Genomic DNA, 16,354 nt, shown 5'->3' on the forward strand with positions numbered 1-16,354 from the left:
ACGCTGACGCCACCCGTTTTTCCCAGAGGGATGACATGCCTTCCGATTCTTCCAATCTGATTTCCACGCCGCCCGAACCTGCGGTGTCGCCGTGGCGGCGCCAGTTGGCCGGTGCGCTGTTCGGCCTGCGCCGCAGCAATACGCCCGTTGTGGCTGACCGTGATGCAGCGGGGCGCGGAGTCTGGCGCGCACTGCTGCGCAATCCGTCGGCGCTCGCCGGCCTCGTGCTGCTCGCGGCATTCATCGCGCTGGCGCTGAGCGCGGGGCATCTGTTTCCCGGCGATCCGCTCGATATGGTGGCGGCGCCATTCGAATGGCCGGGCACGGACCCGCAATACCGGCTCGGCACCGATTCGCTCGGACGCGACGTGGCCGCCGGCATTGCGCATGGCACACGCGTATCGCTGCTGATCGGCGCGGTGTCGGCCGGGATCGGGCTCGTGATCGGCACGCTGGTCGGCGCCGCGGGCGGCTTCTTCGGCGGTCTGATCGATGACGTGCTGGTACGTATCACCGAATTGTTCCAGACCGTGCCGTCGTTCCTGCTGGTGATCGTGATCGTCGCGATCGGCCGGCCGAGCGTGACGATCATCGCATTCGCGATCGGGATCGCGTCATGGCCGACCGTCGCGCGGATCGTGCGTGCGGAATTCCGCTCGCTGCGCCAGTCGGACTTCGTGCTCGCCGCGCGCAGCCAGGGGTTCAGCAACGCGCGCATTATTTTCGGCGAAATTTTGCCGAACGCGTTGCCGCCGGTGATCGTGACCGCCTCGGTGATGGTGGCGAGCGCGATTCTGATCGAGTCGTCGCTATCGTTTCTCGGCATGGGCGATCCCAACGTGGTCAGTTGGGGAGGCATGATCGGCGCGGGCCGCGATTCGCTGCGCACCGCATGGTATCTGACCGCCGTTCCCGGCGCGGCAATCGTGCTCGCGGTACTTGCGCTGAACCTGCTCGGCGACGGCCTGAACGACGCACTCAATCCGCGCCTGCGCGAACGCGTTTGACAATGCCTTGGCCGATTACCGGGCCGACAGCGCGACCGACAACCTATCCGAGGATGCACCGTGGCAAACCTGCTTGAAGTACGCGACCTGCGCGTCAGTTTCGGCGCGCACCAGGCCGTGCGCGGCCTGAGTTTCGATATCGCGCAAGGAGAGACGCTGGCGCTGGTCGGCGAATCGGGTTGCGGCAAATCCGCGACGGCGCTTTCGTTGATGCGGCTCGTGCCGACGCCGGGACGCGTGACGGGCAGCCTGCGATTCGACGGCCGCGAGTTGCTCGATCTGCCGGCACGCGAAATCCGCGACATTCGCGGTCGCCAGATCTCGATGATCTTCCAGGAGCCGATGACGTCGCTCAATCCGGTGCTTTCGATCGGCGCGCAGATCGTCGAAACGTTGCGCCAACACGAAAGTCTCTCCAAAGCGGCGGCATGGAAGCGCGCGGTCGAATTGCTCGAACTGGTGCAGATTCCCGACCCGCAGCGGCGCGTATTCGATTTTCCGCACGAGCTTTCCGGCGGCCAGCGTCAACGGGTGATGATCGCAATGGCGGTGGCCTGCCGGCCGCGCCTGTTGATCGCGGACGAGCCGACCACGGCGCTCGACGTCACGATTCAGGCGCACATTCTCGACCTGCTCGATGGGTTGCGGCGCGAGTTGTCGATGTCGTTGCTGCTGATCACGCACGACCTCGGCATCGTCGCGAAGCATGCGGACCGCGTCGCGGTCATGCTGGCGGGTGAGAAGGTCGAGGAGGCGCCGGTTGCGCGGCTCTTCACGCAACCGCAACATCCGTACACGCGCGGCCTGCTCGGCGCCTCGCTGAATCTCGCAGACGATCTGCACTATCGCGGCTGGAAACTGCCGGAAATCCGCCACGGTATCGACGACGACGGCAAGCCGAGCTTCGCCGTGGTGCCGCGTTCGGTGCGCACCGGAAACTATGTGGCGGATGTGGACCCCGCCGCGCGTGGTGCGTCGGCCAGCGAAGCGCCGTTGCTCGAACTGCAGGACCTGCGGATCGACTACCCGCAACGGCATCGCAAAAGCACGCTGCATGCAGTGGACGGCGTCTCGTTGCAGATCGCTCGCGGCGAGACGGTCGGACTCGTCGGCGAATCGGGGTGTGGGAAATCGACACTCTCCAAGGCGATCCTGCGGCTCGTGCCGACCGCGAGCGGCGCCATCCGTTTGCGCGGCACCGATCTCGTGCCGCTCGGCGAGCGCGAGTTGCGGCCGTTGCGGCGCCATGTGCAGATGGTGTTTCAGGATCCTTATGCATCGCTCAATCCGCGCCGCACGGTCGCGGAGATTCTCGATACGGTGCTGGTGGTGAACGGTATTGGCAATGCGCAGCAGCGCCGCGCGCGGATCGCCGCCATGCTCGATCGCGTGGGTTTGCCGGGTTCGGCACTCGGCCGCTTTCCGCATGAGTTCTCGGGTGGCCAACGGCAACGTATCGGGATTGCGCGGGCATTGGTGCTCGAACCAGATCTGCTGATCTGCGATGAACCGGTATCCGCGCTCGACGTGTCGATTCAGGCACAGATTCTCAATCTGCTGGTCGACCTGAAACGCGACCTAGGGCTCGCGTATCTGTTCATCTCGCATGATCTCTCGGTGGTGCGTTATATCGCCGATCGCGTGCACGTGATGCAGGCGGGGCGCATTGTCGAAAGCGGGCACCATCGGGATATCTGGCGAGCGCCGCAGCATCCGTACACACGCACGTTACTCGAAGCGATTCCGGGCCGGACTTTCGACGCGCAGGCAGCATAGTCCGCGCGGCTGACAAGGGCGGCTAGCACCGCCCCTACCGTATTCAAACCTTCTCACTCGTTGCTGAAATACGCCGGCAAGCGAAAGCCGTCGTAAAAGCGATTGCTGCGAATCGCGCGCTGGAAGTCCGCTGACTGATACGCCTGCACGATGTCCTGAGTCGCGCGTGCATTGCGGTTGGAAGCCTTCACGACAACCTGGTTGATATACGGCGGCGTCATCTCTTCGAGCGCGAGCGCATCGGTCAGCTTGTGACCGCTGAAGATCGCGAAATTGCCCTGAATCGCGGCGTAATCGACATCTTCGAGGGCGCGCGGCGCCTGCGCCGATTCGAGCGGCACGATCTTGATGCCGGCCGGATTGGCGATCACGTCCCGCTCGGTGACGTCCACGGGATTGGGGTTCGGTTTGATCCTGATCCAGCCGATACGCTGCAATATCTTCAGCGCGCGTTCGAGATTGACCGGATCGTTCGGCACCGCGACGCGGGTGCCGGGTTTGACCTCCGCGAGCGAATGGTGCTTGCTCGAATAGAGTCCCATTGGCGGCGTGGGCACCTGCACCACGCCAACCAGATCGGTCCCGTTACGGTCGTTGTAGGACTTCAGATAGACCTCGTGCTGCATCACGTCGGCGATTATCTCGCCTCGGTACACGGCCTGGTTCGCTTCGAGGCCGGTGCTGAACTCGACGTACCTGACCGCGTAGCCTTTCTTGCGCAGTTGCGGTTCGACACCCGCCTTGAATTCGTCGGCGTAGGGGCCGGGCACGAACCCGACGCGCAACTCCTGTGAAGGGGCGCCGCTATCGGCGGCGTAAGCGGTTGGGGCGGTGAAGCCTGCAAGCGTGGCGGCCAGCAGTAGAGCGCTGTGATGCGTCGACGCGTCGAAAACTTGATGCCGACGCTGCCGGATTGTCTGTATTCCATGTAGGCGGATTTCCTTGGGAGAGTGAATCGGAAGAAGTTCAGCGTTGCAGCCACACGTCGGCGAAACTGGCCGAGACGCCGTCCGGCGAGATCGTATGGTTATGCACCGCGCGCGAATAGACCGTCAGGTATTGCGGCGACACCAGATTGATGTCCGGCAGATCGCGTTCGAGAATGCGCTGAATCTGCGAAAAGAGCTGCTTGCGCTTTGCCTCGTCGGTTTCTTCGGCGACCTGCGAGAACAGTTGATCGATTTCCGGATTGCTGTAATGGGAGCCGGTGGTGAACGGAGTGGGGCGGGGCAATGCTCGCGTCAATGCAGTAGATCATGCAAGGTTTGGAATGCAAAACAATGAATTCTGCTTTTCAATTGAAGTACCCGATGCAGCACAGCCGTGCTGTTATAGCGGAGATACTGCGTATGCCGGCGCGAATCAGGATTGGGCCTTCCAGACGATGTCGCGCACATTGACCTTCTTCGGAATGAGGTCAAGGGCGAAAAGAGCGGACACCGCAGGCGAACTGCTCCGCGATCAACGGATTCGCAATGCTTATCTCGGCGGATCGCTTGCGGCGGAAACTGCGTCGTGAAAGGAACGCTATAGCGTCCCTTGCGGGAAATGCAGGCTTGAGCCGTCGGTTAAGGGACGATGAGTTCGCGTCAGAACGCGAGTCGCCCTTCCGCCGCGATCACGGACAGTGGATTGCGCTGGCTCTGTACTTCACGCGCCTGCAACGCTTCCGGCAGCGAGGCCTTGTCGCCCGCCCGGCCAAGCGCGATACCGGCCTCTATCGAGTAGGCGTCCGGCACGGCGAGCTCGCGGCGGATCGTCTCGCGTTCAATGCCGGCAAGCCCGTGCGCGTGCCATCCGGAGAGACTCGCCTGCAGGGCCAGATAGCCCCACGCGGCGCCGGTATCGAACGAATGGGTCGGCGCGGGCACTTCCGCCGCGCCGCCGGGCGGCGTGAACGTGCTCTTCGACAGCACGATCACAATGGCTGCGGCGTGTTTCGCCCAGCTCCGGTTGAATTCGTTGAGGAAGCCGAGAAACTGTTCCCAATGCGGCGTATCGCGTCGTGCATAGACGAATCGCCAGGGCTGCGAGTTATAGGAAGAGGGCGCCCAGCGGGCCGCTTCGAGCAGCGTCAGCAGTGTTGCTTCGGGGATCGGATCGGAACTGAATGCGCGCGGCGACCAGCGCTCCAGGAATTGCCGGTCAATGGCGTGTTCGGCGGTTCGTGAGTTCGATGTTGTCATGGGCTGCTCCTGAAAAGAAAGGTTCGACGTTCGAGCCTGCGGGGCACGCGGCCCGAGGCGATGCCGGATCACTTTATCCGCAGGTACTGCGCGACCGAACCGATTTATTCTCGCAACGTTATTCCGCCATCCCACACGCCCGGCGTGATTAGCGTTTGATCCATTCCACGAAAACCAATCCACAAAACCTTGTTTGCGCTTCTTTTTTCAGGCCGCTAGATTCGTTCGTATGGCAATGAATCGACGGAGGCCATATGGCCACGCTTTCAGCGACATTCTTCCGGGTCGGACTCCTGCATTCTGTGCGCGCCCTGAAAAAGCGCCTGTCAAGGCGCGCGCCGATTGCGTCTGATCAATCCGGCAGCGAGACGTTTGGTCCCGCTTATGGTGCCCAATCGCCCGAGCGGCTCGAACGCATTGCGGCTTACGCACGCTCCGGCTACTTCCATACGGAATACACCGCGGGCATGTTCGTTGTGCCGATCGAGATGCCGCCGGAATGACGGCGCGGCCGGTGGTGGCAAGCGGGAGCGGAAGCATTGCGCACAGGCAGCCGTGATGCCGGGCGGTTTTGGGCGGAAGCGACCAAACCGGTGCTTCTTTAGAAATCACAATTAATTGGTTCGACTTCGGCCGCAAATCTTTCATAGTGTCTCCTGATGGCTATAGGCGGTTGATTTCGCCGTTGCCTTGAACCGGCGCGTAAGGATGCGCGCGATATCGAAGGAGACGTCATGACGCTTGAACTCGTAGAACGACCCACCCACGTGCTGCTCGAAGCCGCCCGCTCCCGCGCGGCTGAAGCCGGACTGTCCTACGCGGGCGGGGTCTCGCCGCAGGATGCATGGGAACTCGTTCAGGCAGGCGACGCGGTCCTCGTGGACGTGCGCACCGCCGAAGAACGCAAATTTGTTGGACTCGTGCCTGGCAGCCTGCATGTCGCGTGGGCAACCGGCACGAGCCTGACGCGCAATCCGCGCTTCGTGCGCGAACTGGAAGCGAAGACCGGCAAAGACGCCGTGGTGCTGCTGCTGTGCCGCAGCGGCAACCGCTCGGCGCTGGCCGCGGAAGCCGCTGCGAAAGCCGGCTTCACGCAGGTTTTCAACGTGCTGGAAGGTTTTGAAGGAGAGCTGGACGACGCGCAACGGCGCGGCGCCAGCAATGGTTGGCGCTTTCACGGGCTGCCGTGGATTCAGGACTGAAGCGCCCGATCGTCTGCGCTGCACTTTAGGGGAGTCACCGCTGTGGCTGTGTTCGATGTCGATGAAATCGTGGCGGCGCTTCAGACGGTCCGCCAGCAATGGCGCGAAGTGCAGAAGCGCTCGCTCGAACCGGGCGGGCGCGAATTGCCGGGGCGCGAGGCGCTCGCGGAGATTGTCGATACGCTCAAGGGCGTGCTCTTTCCGATGCGGCTTGGACCGCCCGATCTGCGTCAGGAAAGCGAAAACTTCTATGTCGGGCACGCGCTCGATGCCGCACTGCATGCGCTGTTGAGCCAGGCGCGGCTGGAACTGCATTACCGCAGCCGGCATCAGCCGCCGCCGGCCGCCACGATCGAGGCTCAGGCGGGCATTGCGGTGCGCGCGTTCGCAGCGCGCCTGCCGGCGATCCGCAGCTTGCTCGACAGCGACGTATTGGCGGCGTTTCACGGCGATCCCGCGGCCGGCAGCGTGGACGAAGTGCTGCTGTGTTATCCAGGCGTGCTGGCGATGATTCATCACCGGCTGGCACACGAGCTTTACGGACTGGGCTTGCCGCTGCTGGCCCGCATTGTCGCTGAGCTCGCGCATGCGCAAACCGGTATCGACATCCATCCGGGTGCGAAGATCGGTGCGGGATTCTTCATCGATCACGGCACGGGCGTGGTGATCGGCGAAACAGCGGTCATCGGCGAGCGCGTGCGTCTTTATCAGGCCGTCACGCTGGGCGCGAAGCGCTTTCCACGCGATGCACAGGGCCATCTGGAAAAGGGCCACGCGCGCCATCCGATCGTCGAGGACGACGTGGTGATCTACGCGGGCGCGACCATTCTCGGGCGCGTCACGCTTGGACAGGGTTCGGTGATCGGCGGCAATGTCTGGCTGACGCAGGACGTCGCGCCGGGCTCGCATGTCACGCAGGCCGTGTCGCGCAGCGAAGGCTCCGGCACTTCCGTGAGCGCCGGGCGCACGCCGCGCGATCAAACAGACCCTGTCGCTGTCCCAGTCGCGGCGGCGGGAGCGGCGCGATGAGCGGACTCGTCAGGGAGTTCGGCGCCGCGGTGCGGCGCCTTCGCGAAGCACGCGGGTGGTCTCAGGAGCAATTGGCCGAGTACGCCGGACTCAACCGCTCATATGTCGGCGAGGTCGAGCGCGGCTCGGCGATCGCGTCGATCGTCACGGTCGACAAACTGGCCCGCGCATTCCAGGTGCCGATCGAACACCTGCTTACCCCATCGTCCAATGCCTCGGGCATTGCCGTGCTCGCGCACGCTGCGTTCGTCGATCCGCCGTCGGTGAGCTAGATCAACGCTTGCCGTCTATAGCATGTTGAAGGGCCGGGGTGGCCTCTCGATAATCACTTTTACTCATAAGCTTTCCCGCTTTTCTTCTATCAACCCCGGAGCTTCAGATGACAGCAACAGTGGGCGGCCTGACGGCGCTCGGCGATAACGCAGCACGGCAACTAGCCAATGCCACCAAAACCGTTCCGCAACTTGCCACGATCACGCCGCGCTGGCTCACGCATCTGCTGCAATGGCTGCCGGTCGAGGCAGGCATCTATCGTCTGAACCAGGTGAAGAATCCGGAAGCCGTGGTGGCCGCCTGCACCGCGCGCGAAGACGAAAGCATCCTGCCGCGCACCTTCGTGCCCTACGAAGAGCAACCGCGCGAGTACTTCCTGAATGCCGTCAGCACGGTGCTCGACGTGCACACGCGAATCTCGGATCTGTACAGCAGCCCGCACGACCAGATCAAGGAACAGTTGCGCCTCACGATCGAGACGATCAAGGAATTGCAGGAAAGCCAGCTGATCAACAACCCGGACTACGGCCTGCTCGCCAACGTGGCGGAAGAGCAGCGCGTGTTTCCGCTGACCGGCGCGCCGACGCCCGACGACCTCGACGAACTCCTGACCAAGGTCTGGAAAGAGCCGGCGTTCTTCCTGACGCATCCGCTCGCGATCGCCGCCTTCGGCCGCGAATGCACGCGCCGCGGTGTGCCGCCGCCGACCGTCAGCCTGTTCGGCTCGCAGTTCATCACGTGGCGCGGCATTCCGCTGATTCCGTCGGACAAGGTGCCGGTTGCCGACGGCAAGACCAAGATTTTGCTGCTGCGCGTGGGCGACAAGCGCCAGGGCGTGGTCGGCCTGTTCCAGCCGGGCGTGGCCGGCGAGCAGGGCCCGGGGCTGTCGGTTCGCTTCATGGGCATCAACAATCACGCGATCGCGTCGTATCTGATCTCGCTCTATTGCTCGCTCGCCGTGCATTCGCCGGACGCGCTGGCAGTTCTCGATGACGTGGAGATCGGCAAGTACCATGACTACGCAGACACCTACAAGTAAGCCCGTGGAAAGCGTGCTGCCGCACGATGTGCCGACCGCTCCGCCTGGAGGCGTGCCTGCGGGATTGCCTGATCCCGCAACGCTGGCTTCGCTGGCGAATGCATTCTTCTCGGCGCTGCCGGGCAATGCGCCGCAGTCAGGCGCGACGCCCGGACTGGCCGGCACGCTGCCGTTCACGGCGCCGGTGACCAGCGAGATCAGCAATCCGGCGCCGGCGGGTTCGCCGCTCGCGGGCCCTGGCGGCACGGGCACCGGCGTGCCCGGCGCGGCGTTGCCGCAAGGGCATGTGCCCGGTGCCAACCTGCTGCCTTCGTCGCCGACGCATGTTCTCGCGCTGGGCAACCGCGCGCCTGCGCTCGCGCCGCATGCAACAGCGCAGAACGGCTTGCCCGATAGCGTCGTGACCATCGCGCCCGCACTCGATCCGCGCTTTGGCGGAGCCGCGTTGGGTGTGCCGGAGGCACACGGCGCGCAGCGTCCGTCCACCGGTGGTGCTGCGCCGCTTGCGCCCGCTTCGCCGGTATCATCGGCATCCGCATCGCCGTTCTATTTCCTGGGCGAATCGGGCCAGCCTCACTCCGCGACAACCGCGTCACCGGATATCGTCGTGCCGGTCTGGAGCGAGGTGAGTGCGCAATCGTTCGGTCTGCCGGGCGTCGATCAGCCTCTTGCCGAGCAACGTTTCCCCTATGACCGTCCCGTTGCCTCGCACGCGGCACCGCTGTCGAAGCCGGCGGAACACACGGGCAGCTCGCACTATTTCCTGAATCTGGGCGAGCCGTCACGTTCCCCGGGCCACGCGCACGGCGTGCCGCATGCCGGCCCGTCCGCGCATCCGCCGTTCGATGTGAATGCGATTCGCCGCGACTTCCCGATTCTGCAGCAGCGTGTCAACGGCCGTCAGCTGGTGTGGTTCGACAATGCCGCGACCACGCAAAAACCGCAGGCGGTGATCGACCGGCTGGCGTATTTCTACGCGCATGAAAACTCGAACATTCATCGGGCGGCTCATGCGCTGGCCGGCCGCGCCACTGATGCGTACGAAGCCGCGCGCAGCAAGGTGCAGCGTTTCATCGGCGCGGGCTCGCCGGAGGAAATCATCTTCGTGCGCGGCACCACCGAAGCGATCAACCTGATCGCGAAGACGTGGGGCGTGAAGCATGTCGGCGAGGGTGACGAGATCATCGTCTCGCACCTCGAACATCACGCCAACATCGTGCCGTGGCAGCAGCTTGCCGCGCAAACCGGCGCGAAGCTGCGGGTGATTCCGGTCGACGACAGCGGCCAGGTGCTGCTCGAAGAATACCGGAAGCTTCTGAATGACCGCACGAAGATCGTCTCCGTCACGCAGGTGTCGAACGCGCTCGGGACGGTGGTGCCAGTCAAGGAGATCGTCGAACTGGCGCATCGCGCGGGTGCGAAGGCGCTGGTCGACGGGGCGCAGTCGGTGTCGCACATGCGGGTGGACGTCCAGGCGCTCGACGCGGACTTCTTCGTGTTCTCGGGTCACAAGGTGTTCGGTCCGACCGGCATCGGCGTGGTCTACGGCAAGCGCGCGATTCTGGAGGACATGCCGCCGTGGCAGGGTGGCGGCAACATGATCGTGGACGTCACTTTCGAGCGCACGCTTTTCCAGCCGCCGCCGAGTCGTTTCGAAGCCGGTACCGGCAATATCGCCGATGCAGTGGGTCTTGGCGCGGCCATCGATTACGTCCAACGGATCGGCATCGAGAATATCGCGCGCTACGAGCACGATCTGCTCGCGTATGCGACGAGCGTGCTGCAACCGGTGCCCGGTGTGCGTCTGATCGGCACGGCGCGCGACAAGGCGAGCGTCCTGTCCTTCGTGCTGAAGGGCTACGAGACCGAGGAAGTCGGTCAGGCGCTCAACGAAGAGGGCATTGCCGTGCGCTCGGGGCATCACTGTGCGCAGCCGATCTTGCGGCGCTTTGGCCTCGAAGCGACCGTGAGGCCGTCGCTCGCGTTCTATAACACCTGCGATGAAGTCGACGCGCTGGTGTCCGTAGTGCGACGATTGTCTTCACGCCGCTGAAGACAGGCGGTGGCCGGTCACGGGGCCGCCGCCTTTTTACCTACGCCACGCGCTCCGCGCCACTTCACGGCCAACCTCGGCCTGCATTCGCTCCCGCCAAGAAACCAAAGATTGATTTCTTGGTTTGGCTTGCGCTGTCGTTTTTGTAAGCTCCCATGCCTACAACCGACAAACCGCCGCCATACCAGAATGGGCAACGGCGATGAGGAGAACCAGATGAAAACTTTCCGCCGTGCATGGTCCACGTTGGCTGCCGTTACTTTGGGCGCTCTGCTTGCGGCGAGCGTAACGGCTCATGCCGCCGATCCGGACAAACAGGAAATCCGTTTCGGTGCGACCGCGGGGCCGTATTCCGACCAGATCCGCTATGGCATCAAACCCGTGCTGGAAAAGCAGGGCTATAAAGTGACGATTGTCGAATTCACCGACTATGTGCAACCGAATCTTGCGCTGGCGGACGGCGTGCTCGACGCGAATGCCTTCCAGCATGAGGTCTATCTGCACAAATTCGCCGAAGACCGTAACCTAAAACTATCCGAGCTGGTCAAGGTGCCGACCGCGCCGATCGGCATTTATAGCCGCAAACACAAGAGCCTCGACGAAGTGAAGGACGGCGCAACCGTTTCCTTGCCCAACGACGCAACCAATCAGGCCCGCGCGATCATCCTGTTGCAGCAACTCGGCTGGGTGACGCTCAAGCCGGGCGTCGACCCGGTGAAATCGTCGGAGCGCGATATCGCCGGCAATCCGCACAAACTGAAACTGCTGCCGCTCGAAGCCGCACAATTGCCGCGCTCGCTGGACGATGTCGACTATGCGTTCGTCAACGGCAACTTCGCGCTGGCTGCGGGGCTTAAACTGACCGACGCGCTGCTGCTGGAAAAGATTCCGCCTTATTACCTGAACCTGGTGGCGGTGCGTACCGCGGATCTTCACAAGCCGTATGTGATCGATATTGCCAATGCGTATCGGTCGGCCGAGTTCAAGCGTGTGATCGACGAGCGTTTCCCCGGGTTCTCCAAACCGGCGGACTGGCATTGAATGCGGTGGTGCGCCTCAGTGATCCCGAGGCGCACGGGCACGGTATCGGCTCGACTAGCGAGCAGGCGAGTCGATTGCGAATCGGCCTGCTTGTCCGCGTTTCGTGAAGACAGGCAGGATCGTCGCGCTCTCTGACGGGTGGTTACCGCTAACCATCATAGGGCCGCTGCCGCCTCGCGTGTTTCGAGGTGGCGGCTCACCGGCCGTTGCAGCCCGAAATGCTCGCGCAGCGTGCGACCTTCGTAGTCGGTGCGGAAAATGCCGCGCTTTTGCAGAAGCGGCACCACGCCGTCCGCAAAGTCCTGCAAGCCGCCCGGCAGCACATCCGGCATGAGGTTGAAACCATCGGCCGCGCCGCCTTTGAACCAGTGTTCGATATCGTCCGCAATCTGCTCCGGCGTGCCGACGATCACCCGGTGTCCGCCACCGCCGGCGAGCGCCCGGATCAACTGCCGCGCCGTATATCCATTGGTGCGTGCTTGCGCCAGTGTGGCGTGGAAAAACGTGTGGTTGCCGTTGCCGCCGCCGGGCAATGAGAGATCTTCCGGCAGGCGCTCGTCGAGCTTCAGCCGGTCGACGCTCACGCCCAATATGCCTGCCAGCCGGGTGAGGCTGTAAGTCCACGGAATCAGATCGACCAGTTCATCGCGACGGCGCAGGGCTTCTGCCTCCGTTGCACCGATGATGGTGGTCAGACCGGGCAGCACGCGGATCGCATCGTCGCCACGTCCCAACGCCGCGGCGCGCGACTTGAGTTCGCGAGCATAAGAGGCCGCTTCGTCGAACGACTGGGACGCGGAGAATACCGCTTCCGCGTGGCGTGACGCGAGTTCGCGCCCGTCCGCCGAGCCGCCGGCCTGAACCAGCACCGGCTGACCCTGAGCACTGCGCGGCAGATTGAACGGGCCGTCCACGCTGAAGTATTTGCCGCGATGGTCGATGCGATGCACCTTCGCCGGGTCGACGAAACGCCCGCCCACCTTGTCGCCGATAAATGCGTCGTCTTCCCAGCTATCCCACAGCGCCTTCACGACGTCCGTGAATTCGGTGGCGCGCTCATAGCGCTCGGCATGATTGGGCACCGCCTCGCGGCCGAAATTGCGCGCCGAGCCGAGATCGGCGGTCGTCACGATGTTCCAGCCTGCGCGGCCCGCACTGAGGTGATCGAGCGTGGCAAAGCGCCGCGCGATGTTATACGGCTCGTTGTAACTCGTCGACGCCGTGCCGATCACGCCGATATGCGTAGTGGCCGACGCAATGCCCGCGAGCAGCACGGTCGGCTCCAGCGCCGTGATTGGCCGGAAGTCGATCTGATCGGCGATCGACGCATTGTCGGCGAGAAACACCGCGTCGAACTTCGCCGCCTCGGCGATCCGCGCGACGCGCACGTAGTGGGCGATATCGACGAAAGCGCGGGGATCCGCGTCCTCGGTGCGCCATGCGGATGGGACAAAGCCCGAGTGAAGGATATTGACGTTCAGATGGAGCTGGCGCGGCGGGTCGGTTCTCATGGTCTTTTCGGATGCAGGAGTTTCGAATGCAGGAGGGGCCGGCAACGAAGGGGCAAAAGCATCTGGCCGGCGCTTCAATTGTCGATTGACCGGCCGTTCGAGACCACTAATGAATTCTGGCATCGATATGTCGGCAAAGACTAAGGTTGGCTGACAGCAGCCACCGTTCGGGATGTGCCGTGCCATTCATAACCATATCGGAACACGGTCTTTCCAAATTTCTGCGAACGCTGCCATGCTTTCACTCAGGCTGTGCGCGAGTTCGCCGCGCGACGTTTAATTTCATAACCGTAGTGACCAACCTTTATCGAGTATGGATCCGCTGATCGAGAGTCTGATGCTGAAAATGAGGCACAACCGCGTCTACACGGCTGTGACTTTCGCCCGTCTGTTCGGCGTATCGGAGAAGGCCGTCGAAGCCGCACTCGCCACGCTGATCGCAAGCGGCAAGGTGCGCACGTGTATCAACGCGCGGCGCGATGTCGGCTATTGCTTATCCGGTGCCACGCCGATCTCCGGTGCGCCGCTGCTGGCGGATGCCACCACCGTTGCCACGCCGCCTTTGACGCGCCGCGTCGATGGCGCGCTGGCGGGCTACGACAGGCAGCTCGACGCGCACCGCTCGCTCGCCATGCTGGTGCGCCGCTGACGTTTTCACGGTGCCGGGCATTATCAGCAAGGCAGCTTAGCACCTGAGAATTGCTTGGTTTGCGGCCTGCGCGAGCGTTGGTAGAGTCGGCGGCTCACGCTCAGGGCAAGCGCCGCTCAGCGCCGTGCGCAGCCCATCAAAACAACAGGAACCACCGCTATGAACCTCAGAGTACTCGGCGCCGTCATTGCCGGCAGTCTGCTTGTCATGTCCGCTGCCGCGCATGCGGATCGCCTCGACGACATCAAGAAAGCAGGCGTGCTGCGCGTGGCGGCATTCGACAGCAATCCGCCGTTCGGCTTCGTCGATCCGAAGAGCAACCAGATTGTCGGACTCGACATCGACTATGCGCGCGCGGTCGCGAACCGCCTTGGCGTCAAGCTCGAGATCCAGCCGACCAATCCGGCCAACCGCATTGCTTTCCTGAAGTCGGGCAAGGTGGATCTGGTGTTCGCCAACTTTACGATTACCGACGATCGCAAGAAGGAAGTGGATTTCAGCATTCCCTATTTTGGGTCGGGCACGCAATTCATCGCGAAGAAGGGCACGCTTACCTCGCCGCAGCAATTGAACGGCTTGCGGATCGGCGCGGACAAAGGCACGACCAATGAGCAGCAGGTGCGTGCGCAATTCCCGGGCGCCACGATCATTGCTTACGACGATACGCCGTTCGCATTCGCCGCGCTGCGCACGGGCAACGTGCAGGCGATCACGCAGGACGGACCGAAGCTCGTCGCGTTGCTGGCGAAAGTGCCGGACAAGGCGAACTACGAGATCCCGCCGTTCACGATCTCCAACGACTACGAAGGCGTGGGCGTGCCGAAGGGCGAGACACGTCTGCTGAATGTCGTCAACGACACCTTGAAGGATCTCGAGGCCAAAGGCACCGCAGGCCAGATCTACGACACGTGGTTCGGTCCGAAGAGCGCCGCGCCGCTGCCGCGTCTGTTCAGGATCGGCGACCCGCAGAAGAGCTGACGCGCGTCGCTTCACCGTCGCCTCGATATGGCCCGGTCATTGCTCGAAACGAGCGACCGGGCCTTCCTGCTGATACAGCACCGCGTTTTCTCGAATGCATCTCATGAACTTCTGGCTGGACCCTCGATATCTCGGCTGGCTCGCGCACGGCTTTCTCATCACGCTGGTCCTTTCGGCGTGCGTGAGCGTATGCGCGACGCTGCTCGGATTCGGGCTGGCAATGGCCCAGATCGCCCAGCAGCGCAGCGTTGCTGCGGCGGCAAGACTCTATGTCCTCGTGTTCCGCAATTCTCCGCTGCTGGTGCAATTGCTGTTCTGGTACTTCGGCGCGGCGACGCTGCTGCCGCAGCCGTGGATGACATGGCTGAACACGCCGCATGTCCTGAGCGCCGGGCCCTTTGCGCTGCACTGGCCGAGCTTCGAACTGTTCGCCGGCTGGCTTGGCCTGACCTGCTACAGCACGGCTTTTATCGCGGAAGAGTTTCGCGCCGGGATTCGCGGCGTGGGCATCGCGCAATATCAGGCGGGCGCCGCATTGGGGATGACGCGTTACACCGCCTTGCGGCACGTCATCCTGCCGCAAGCGGTGCGTATCGCCACGCCGCCGCTTGCGGGGCAATACATGAATATCGTGAAGAATTCGTCGCTGACGATGGCGATCGGCGTGGCCGAACTGTCCTACATGTCGCGTCAGGTCGACACGGAAAGTTTCCGGACGTTTCAGGCGTTCGGCACGGCTACGGTGCTGTATATCGGCACCATCGCGTTGATCGAAATCGCCCTGGTGATCTGGCAGAACACCGGTGTGCGCGCGTTGCAGCGGGGGCAGGCATGACCGTGCCCGAGTGGCTGCCGACACTGCGCTATCTGCTGCTCGGTTCATTCCCCAATGGACCGCTTGGCGGCGCGGCGCTGACTGTCGTGCTGTCGGTGGTGTCGGCGTTGCTGTCCGCGGCCGTGGGTCTGGCGGGCGGCGTGGCGCTCTCGCTGACACGCGGCGGCGCGCGTCTGCTGCTGATCGGAATCGTCGCGTTTTTCAGGGCGATTCCGGTGCTGATGCTGATCTTCTGGACGTTCTTCCTGATGCCGATCCTGCTGCATATCGACGTGCCGGGTCTGGCGGCGGTGGTGTGCGCGCTGTCGCTGATCGGCGGCGCGTATCTGTCGCATGCCGTGCATGCGGGCATCGCCTCGGTCGGCGCGGCCCAGCAGCAGGCCGCGCTGTCGCTCGGGCTGACGCGCTGGCAGGCGTTGCGTTATGTGGTGCTGCCGCAAGCGGTGCGCATCATGATGCCGTCGTTCGTCAATCAATGGGTGTCGCTGGTCAAGGATACGTCGCTCGCGTATATCGTCGGCGTGCCGGAATTCACGTTTCTCGCCAATCAGGTCAACAGCCGCCTGATGATTTACCCCGCGCAGATTTTCGTATTCGTCGGCATCGTCTATCTGCTTTTGTGCTCCGCGTTGCAATGGTTCGCTTATCGCGTCCTGCTGCGCGCACCGTCCACTCGCGCGACGCAGCCGCAGGATGAGAAACAGGTGACACCACTGCCGCTCGGCGAATTCGGCGAATGAAAAACCGCGTGGCAATCCGGCGGGCAATATCGGCA

The 16,354-nt window shown here is 63.4% G+C and carries 17 protein-coding genes and 1 pseudogene; 14 read left to right on the forward strand and 4 right to left on the reverse strand.

The features are described from left to right. Positions 1 to 35 precede the first annotated feature (35 nt). Both PDMSB3_RS27220 and PDMSB3_RS27225 read left to right on the forward strand, forming a co-directional pair. Positions 36 to 1,007 carry an ABC transporter permease gene (locus tag PDMSB3_RS27220; RefSeq protein WP_007177128.1) on the forward strand — a complete coding sequence of 324 codons (972 nt, stop codon included), beginning with the start codon at positions 36 to 38 and terminating at the stop codon, positions 1,005 to 1,007. Positions 1,008 to 1,067: 60 nt separating this feature from the next. Continuing rightward, the gene (locus PDMSB3_RS27225) at positions 1,068 to 2,783 is read left to right on the forward strand and encodes an ABC transporter ATP-binding protein (RefSeq protein ID WP_007177129.1); all 1,716 of its coding nucleotides are present in this window, start codon (positions 1,068 to 1,070) and stop codon (positions 2,781 to 2,783) included. Positions 2,784 to 2,836: 53 nt separating this feature from the next. On the opposite strand, the pseudogene PDMSB3_RS27230 reads toward PDMSB3_RS27225, so the two are convergent. Together PDMSB3_RS27230 and PDMSB3_RS27235 are read right to left on the reverse strand one after the other, a co-directional pair. Beyond that, positions 2,837 to 3,711, reverse strand: a pseudogene (locus PDMSB3_RS27230) (MetQ/NlpA family ABC transporter substrate-binding protein). Positions 3,712 to 3,749: 38 nt separating this feature from the next. Beyond that, positions 3,750 to 4,016: a hypothetical protein gene (locus PDMSB3_RS27235; protein WP_035516612.1), complete on the reverse strand. Its 267-nt coding sequence runs from the start codon at positions 4,014 to 4,016 to the stop codon at positions 3,750 to 3,752. Between the two features lie 37 nt (positions 4,017 to 4,053). Here PDMSB3_RS27235 and PDMSB3_RS37975 point away from each other — a divergent pair, with 37 nt between their 5' ends. Continuing rightward, positions 4,054 to 4,302, forward strand: a complete 249-nt coding sequence (locus tag PDMSB3_RS37975) for a hypothetical protein (RefSeq protein WP_035516613.1) — start codon at positions 4,054 to 4,056, stop codon at positions 4,300 to 4,302. Positions 4,303 to 4,372: 70 nt separating this feature from the next. Here the strand turns inward: PDMSB3_RS37975 and PDMSB3_RS27245 are convergent, their stop codons facing one another. Next, positions 4,373 to 4,969 (reverse strand): nitroreductase family protein, encoded by a 597-nt coding sequence (locus tag PDMSB3_RS27245; protein WP_165188329.1) that lies wholly within the window; start codon positions 4,967 to 4,969, stop codon positions 4,373 to 4,375. A gap of 254 nt (positions 4,970 to 5,223) precedes the next feature. On the opposite strand from PDMSB3_RS27245, the gene PDMSB3_RS27250 reads away from it, so the two are divergent. The 7 genes from PDMSB3_RS27250 to PDMSB3_RS27280 all read left to right on the forward strand — a co-directional run bounded on the left by PDMSB3_RS27250 (position 5,224) and on the right by PDMSB3_RS27280 (position 11,606). Then, on the forward strand, positions 5,224 to 5,472 hold the full coding sequence (locus PDMSB3_RS27250) for a hypothetical protein (RefSeq protein ID WP_007177132.1): 249 nt from the start codon (positions 5,224 to 5,226) through the stop codon (positions 5,470 to 5,472). A gap of 231 nt (positions 5,473 to 5,703) precedes the next feature. Further along, positions 5,704 to 6,171 (forward strand): rhodanese-like domain-containing protein, encoded by a 468-nt coding sequence (locus tag PDMSB3_RS27255; RefSeq protein ID WP_165188331.1) that lies wholly within the window; start codon positions 5,704 to 5,706, stop codon positions 6,169 to 6,171. Positions 6,172 to 6,213: 42 nt separating this feature from the next. Beyond that, entirely contained in the window at positions 6,214 to 7,200 is a 987-nt protein-coding gene (gene epsC, locus PDMSB3_RS27260) for a serine O-acetyltransferase EpsC (protein WP_007177134.1), read from the forward strand. Next, positions 7,197 to 7,472: a helix-turn-helix domain-containing protein gene (locus PDMSB3_RS27265; RefSeq protein WP_007177135.1), complete on the forward strand. Its 276-nt coding sequence runs from the start codon at positions 7,197 to 7,199 to the stop codon at positions 7,470 to 7,472. Before epsC ends, PDMSB3_RS27265 begins: the two co-directional genes overlap by 4 nt. A gap of 107 nt (positions 7,473 to 7,579) precedes the next feature. Then, entirely contained in the window at positions 7,580 to 8,512 is a 933-nt protein-coding gene (locus PDMSB3_RS27270) for a family 2A encapsulin nanocompartment shell protein (protein WP_007177136.1), read from the forward strand. Next, a complete protein-coding gene (locus PDMSB3_RS27275) occupies positions 8,487 to 10,565 on the forward strand; it encodes a family 2A encapsulin nanocompartment cargo protein cysteine desulfurase (RefSeq protein WP_165188333.1) in 2,079 nt (692 codons plus the stop codon). Before PDMSB3_RS27270 ends, PDMSB3_RS27275 begins: the two co-directional genes overlap by 26 nt. A gap of 216 nt (positions 10,566 to 10,781) precedes the next feature. Further along, entirely contained in the window at positions 10,782 to 11,606 is an 825-nt protein-coding gene (locus PDMSB3_RS27280) for a MetQ/NlpA family ABC transporter substrate-binding protein (protein ID WP_007177138.1), read from the forward strand. A gap of 155 nt (positions 11,607 to 11,761) precedes the next feature. On the opposite strand, the gene PDMSB3_RS27285 is transcribed toward PDMSB3_RS27280, so the two are convergent. Further along, positions 11,762 to 13,117 carry an LLM class flavin-dependent oxidoreductase gene (locus PDMSB3_RS27285; RefSeq protein WP_007177139.1) on the reverse strand — a complete coding sequence of 452 codons (1,356 nt, stop codon included), beginning with the start codon at positions 13,115 to 13,117 and terminating at the stop codon, positions 11,762 to 11,764. A gap of 337 nt (positions 13,118 to 13,454) precedes the next feature. Between PDMSB3_RS27285 and PDMSB3_RS27290 the strand changes: the two genes are divergently transcribed. From PDMSB3_RS27290 to PDMSB3_RS27305, 4 genes are all read left to right on the forward strand, one after another. Next, positions 13,455 to 13,766: a hypothetical protein gene (locus PDMSB3_RS27290; RefSeq protein WP_232064341.1), complete on the forward strand. Its 312-nt coding sequence runs from the start codon at positions 13,455 to 13,457 to the stop codon at positions 13,764 to 13,766. A 159-nt stretch (positions 13,767 to 13,925) separates the two neighbouring features. Further along, positions 13,926 to 14,744, forward strand: a complete 819-nt coding sequence (locus tag PDMSB3_RS27295; protein ID WP_165188335.1) for an ABC transporter substrate-binding protein — start codon at positions 13,926 to 13,928, stop codon at positions 14,742 to 14,744. A 94-nt stretch (positions 14,745 to 14,838) separates the two neighbouring features. Next, positions 14,839 to 15,579 carry an amino acid ABC transporter permease gene (locus tag PDMSB3_RS27300; protein WP_197740278.1) on the forward strand — a complete coding sequence of 247 codons (741 nt, stop codon included), beginning with the start codon at positions 14,839 to 14,841 and terminating at the stop codon, positions 15,577 to 15,579. Next, positions 15,576 to 16,319 (forward strand): amino acid ABC transporter permease, encoded by a 744-nt coding sequence (locus tag PDMSB3_RS27305; RefSeq protein ID WP_007177143.1) that lies wholly within the window; start codon positions 15,576 to 15,578, stop codon positions 16,317 to 16,319. The genes PDMSB3_RS27300 and PDMSB3_RS27305 overlap by 4 nt, the downstream gene beginning before the upstream one ends. The last annotated feature ends 35 nt before the right edge of the window (positions 16,320 to 16,354 follow it).

It is taken from the genome of Paraburkholderia dioscoreae (genome assembly GCF_902459535.1).
Taxonomy (GTDB): domain Bacteria; phylum Pseudomonadota; class Gammaproteobacteria; order Burkholderiales; family Burkholderiaceae; genus Paraburkholderia; species Paraburkholderia dioscoreae.

Coding starts and splice junctions, on each gene's coding strand:
- PDMSB3_RS27305 (WP_007177143.1), top strand. CDS start 15,576: ATGACCGTGCCCGAGTGGCTGCCGACACTGCGCTATCTGCTGCTCGGT.
- PDMSB3_RS37975 (WP_035516613.1), top strand. CDS start 4,054: ATGCAAAACAATGAATTCTGCTTTTCAATTGAAGTACCCGATGCAGCA.
- PDMSB3_RS27245 (WP_165188329.1), bottom strand. CDS start 4,969: ATGACAACATCGAACTCACGAACCGCCGAACACGCCATTGACCGGCAA.
- PDMSB3_RS27220 (WP_007177128.1), top strand. CDS start 36: ATGCCTTCCGATTCTTCCAATCTGATTTCCACGCCGCCCGAACCTGCG.
- PDMSB3_RS27290 (WP_232064341.1), top strand. CDS start 13,455: ATGCTGAAAATGAGGCACAACCGCGTCTACACGGCTGTGACTTTCGCC.
- PDMSB3_RS27250 (WP_007177132.1), top strand. CDS start 5,224: ATGGCCACGCTTTCAGCGACATTCTTCCGGGTCGGACTCCTGCATTCT.
- PDMSB3_RS27300 (WP_197740278.1), top strand. CDS start 14,839: ATGCATCTCATGAACTTCTGGCTGGACCCTCGATATCTCGGCTGGCTC.
- PDMSB3_RS27265 (WP_007177135.1), top strand. CDS start 7,197: ATGAGCGGACTCGTCAGGGAGTTCGGCGCCGCGGTGCGGCGCCTTCGC.
- PDMSB3_RS27295 (WP_165188335.1), top strand. CDS start 13,926: ATGAACCTCAGAGTACTCGGCGCCGTCATTGCCGGCAGTCTGCTTGTC.
- PDMSB3_RS27255 (WP_165188331.1), top strand. CDS start 5,704: ATGACGCTTGAACTCGTAGAACGACCCACCCACGTGCTGCTCGAAGCC.
- PDMSB3_RS27275 (WP_165188333.1), top strand. CDS start 8,487: ATGACTACGCAGACACCTACAAGTAAGCCCGTGGAAAGCGTGCTGCCG.
- PDMSB3_RS27285 (WP_007177139.1), bottom strand. CDS start 13,117: ATGAGAACCGACCCGCCGCGCCAGCTCCATCTGAACGTCAATATCCTT.
- PDMSB3_RS27270 (WP_007177136.1), top strand. CDS start 7,580: ATGACAGCAACAGTGGGCGGCCTGACGGCGCTCGGCGATAACGCAGCA.
- PDMSB3_RS27280 (WP_007177138.1), top strand. CDS start 10,782: ATGAAAACTTTCCGCCGTGCATGGTCCACGTTGGCTGCCGTTACTTTG.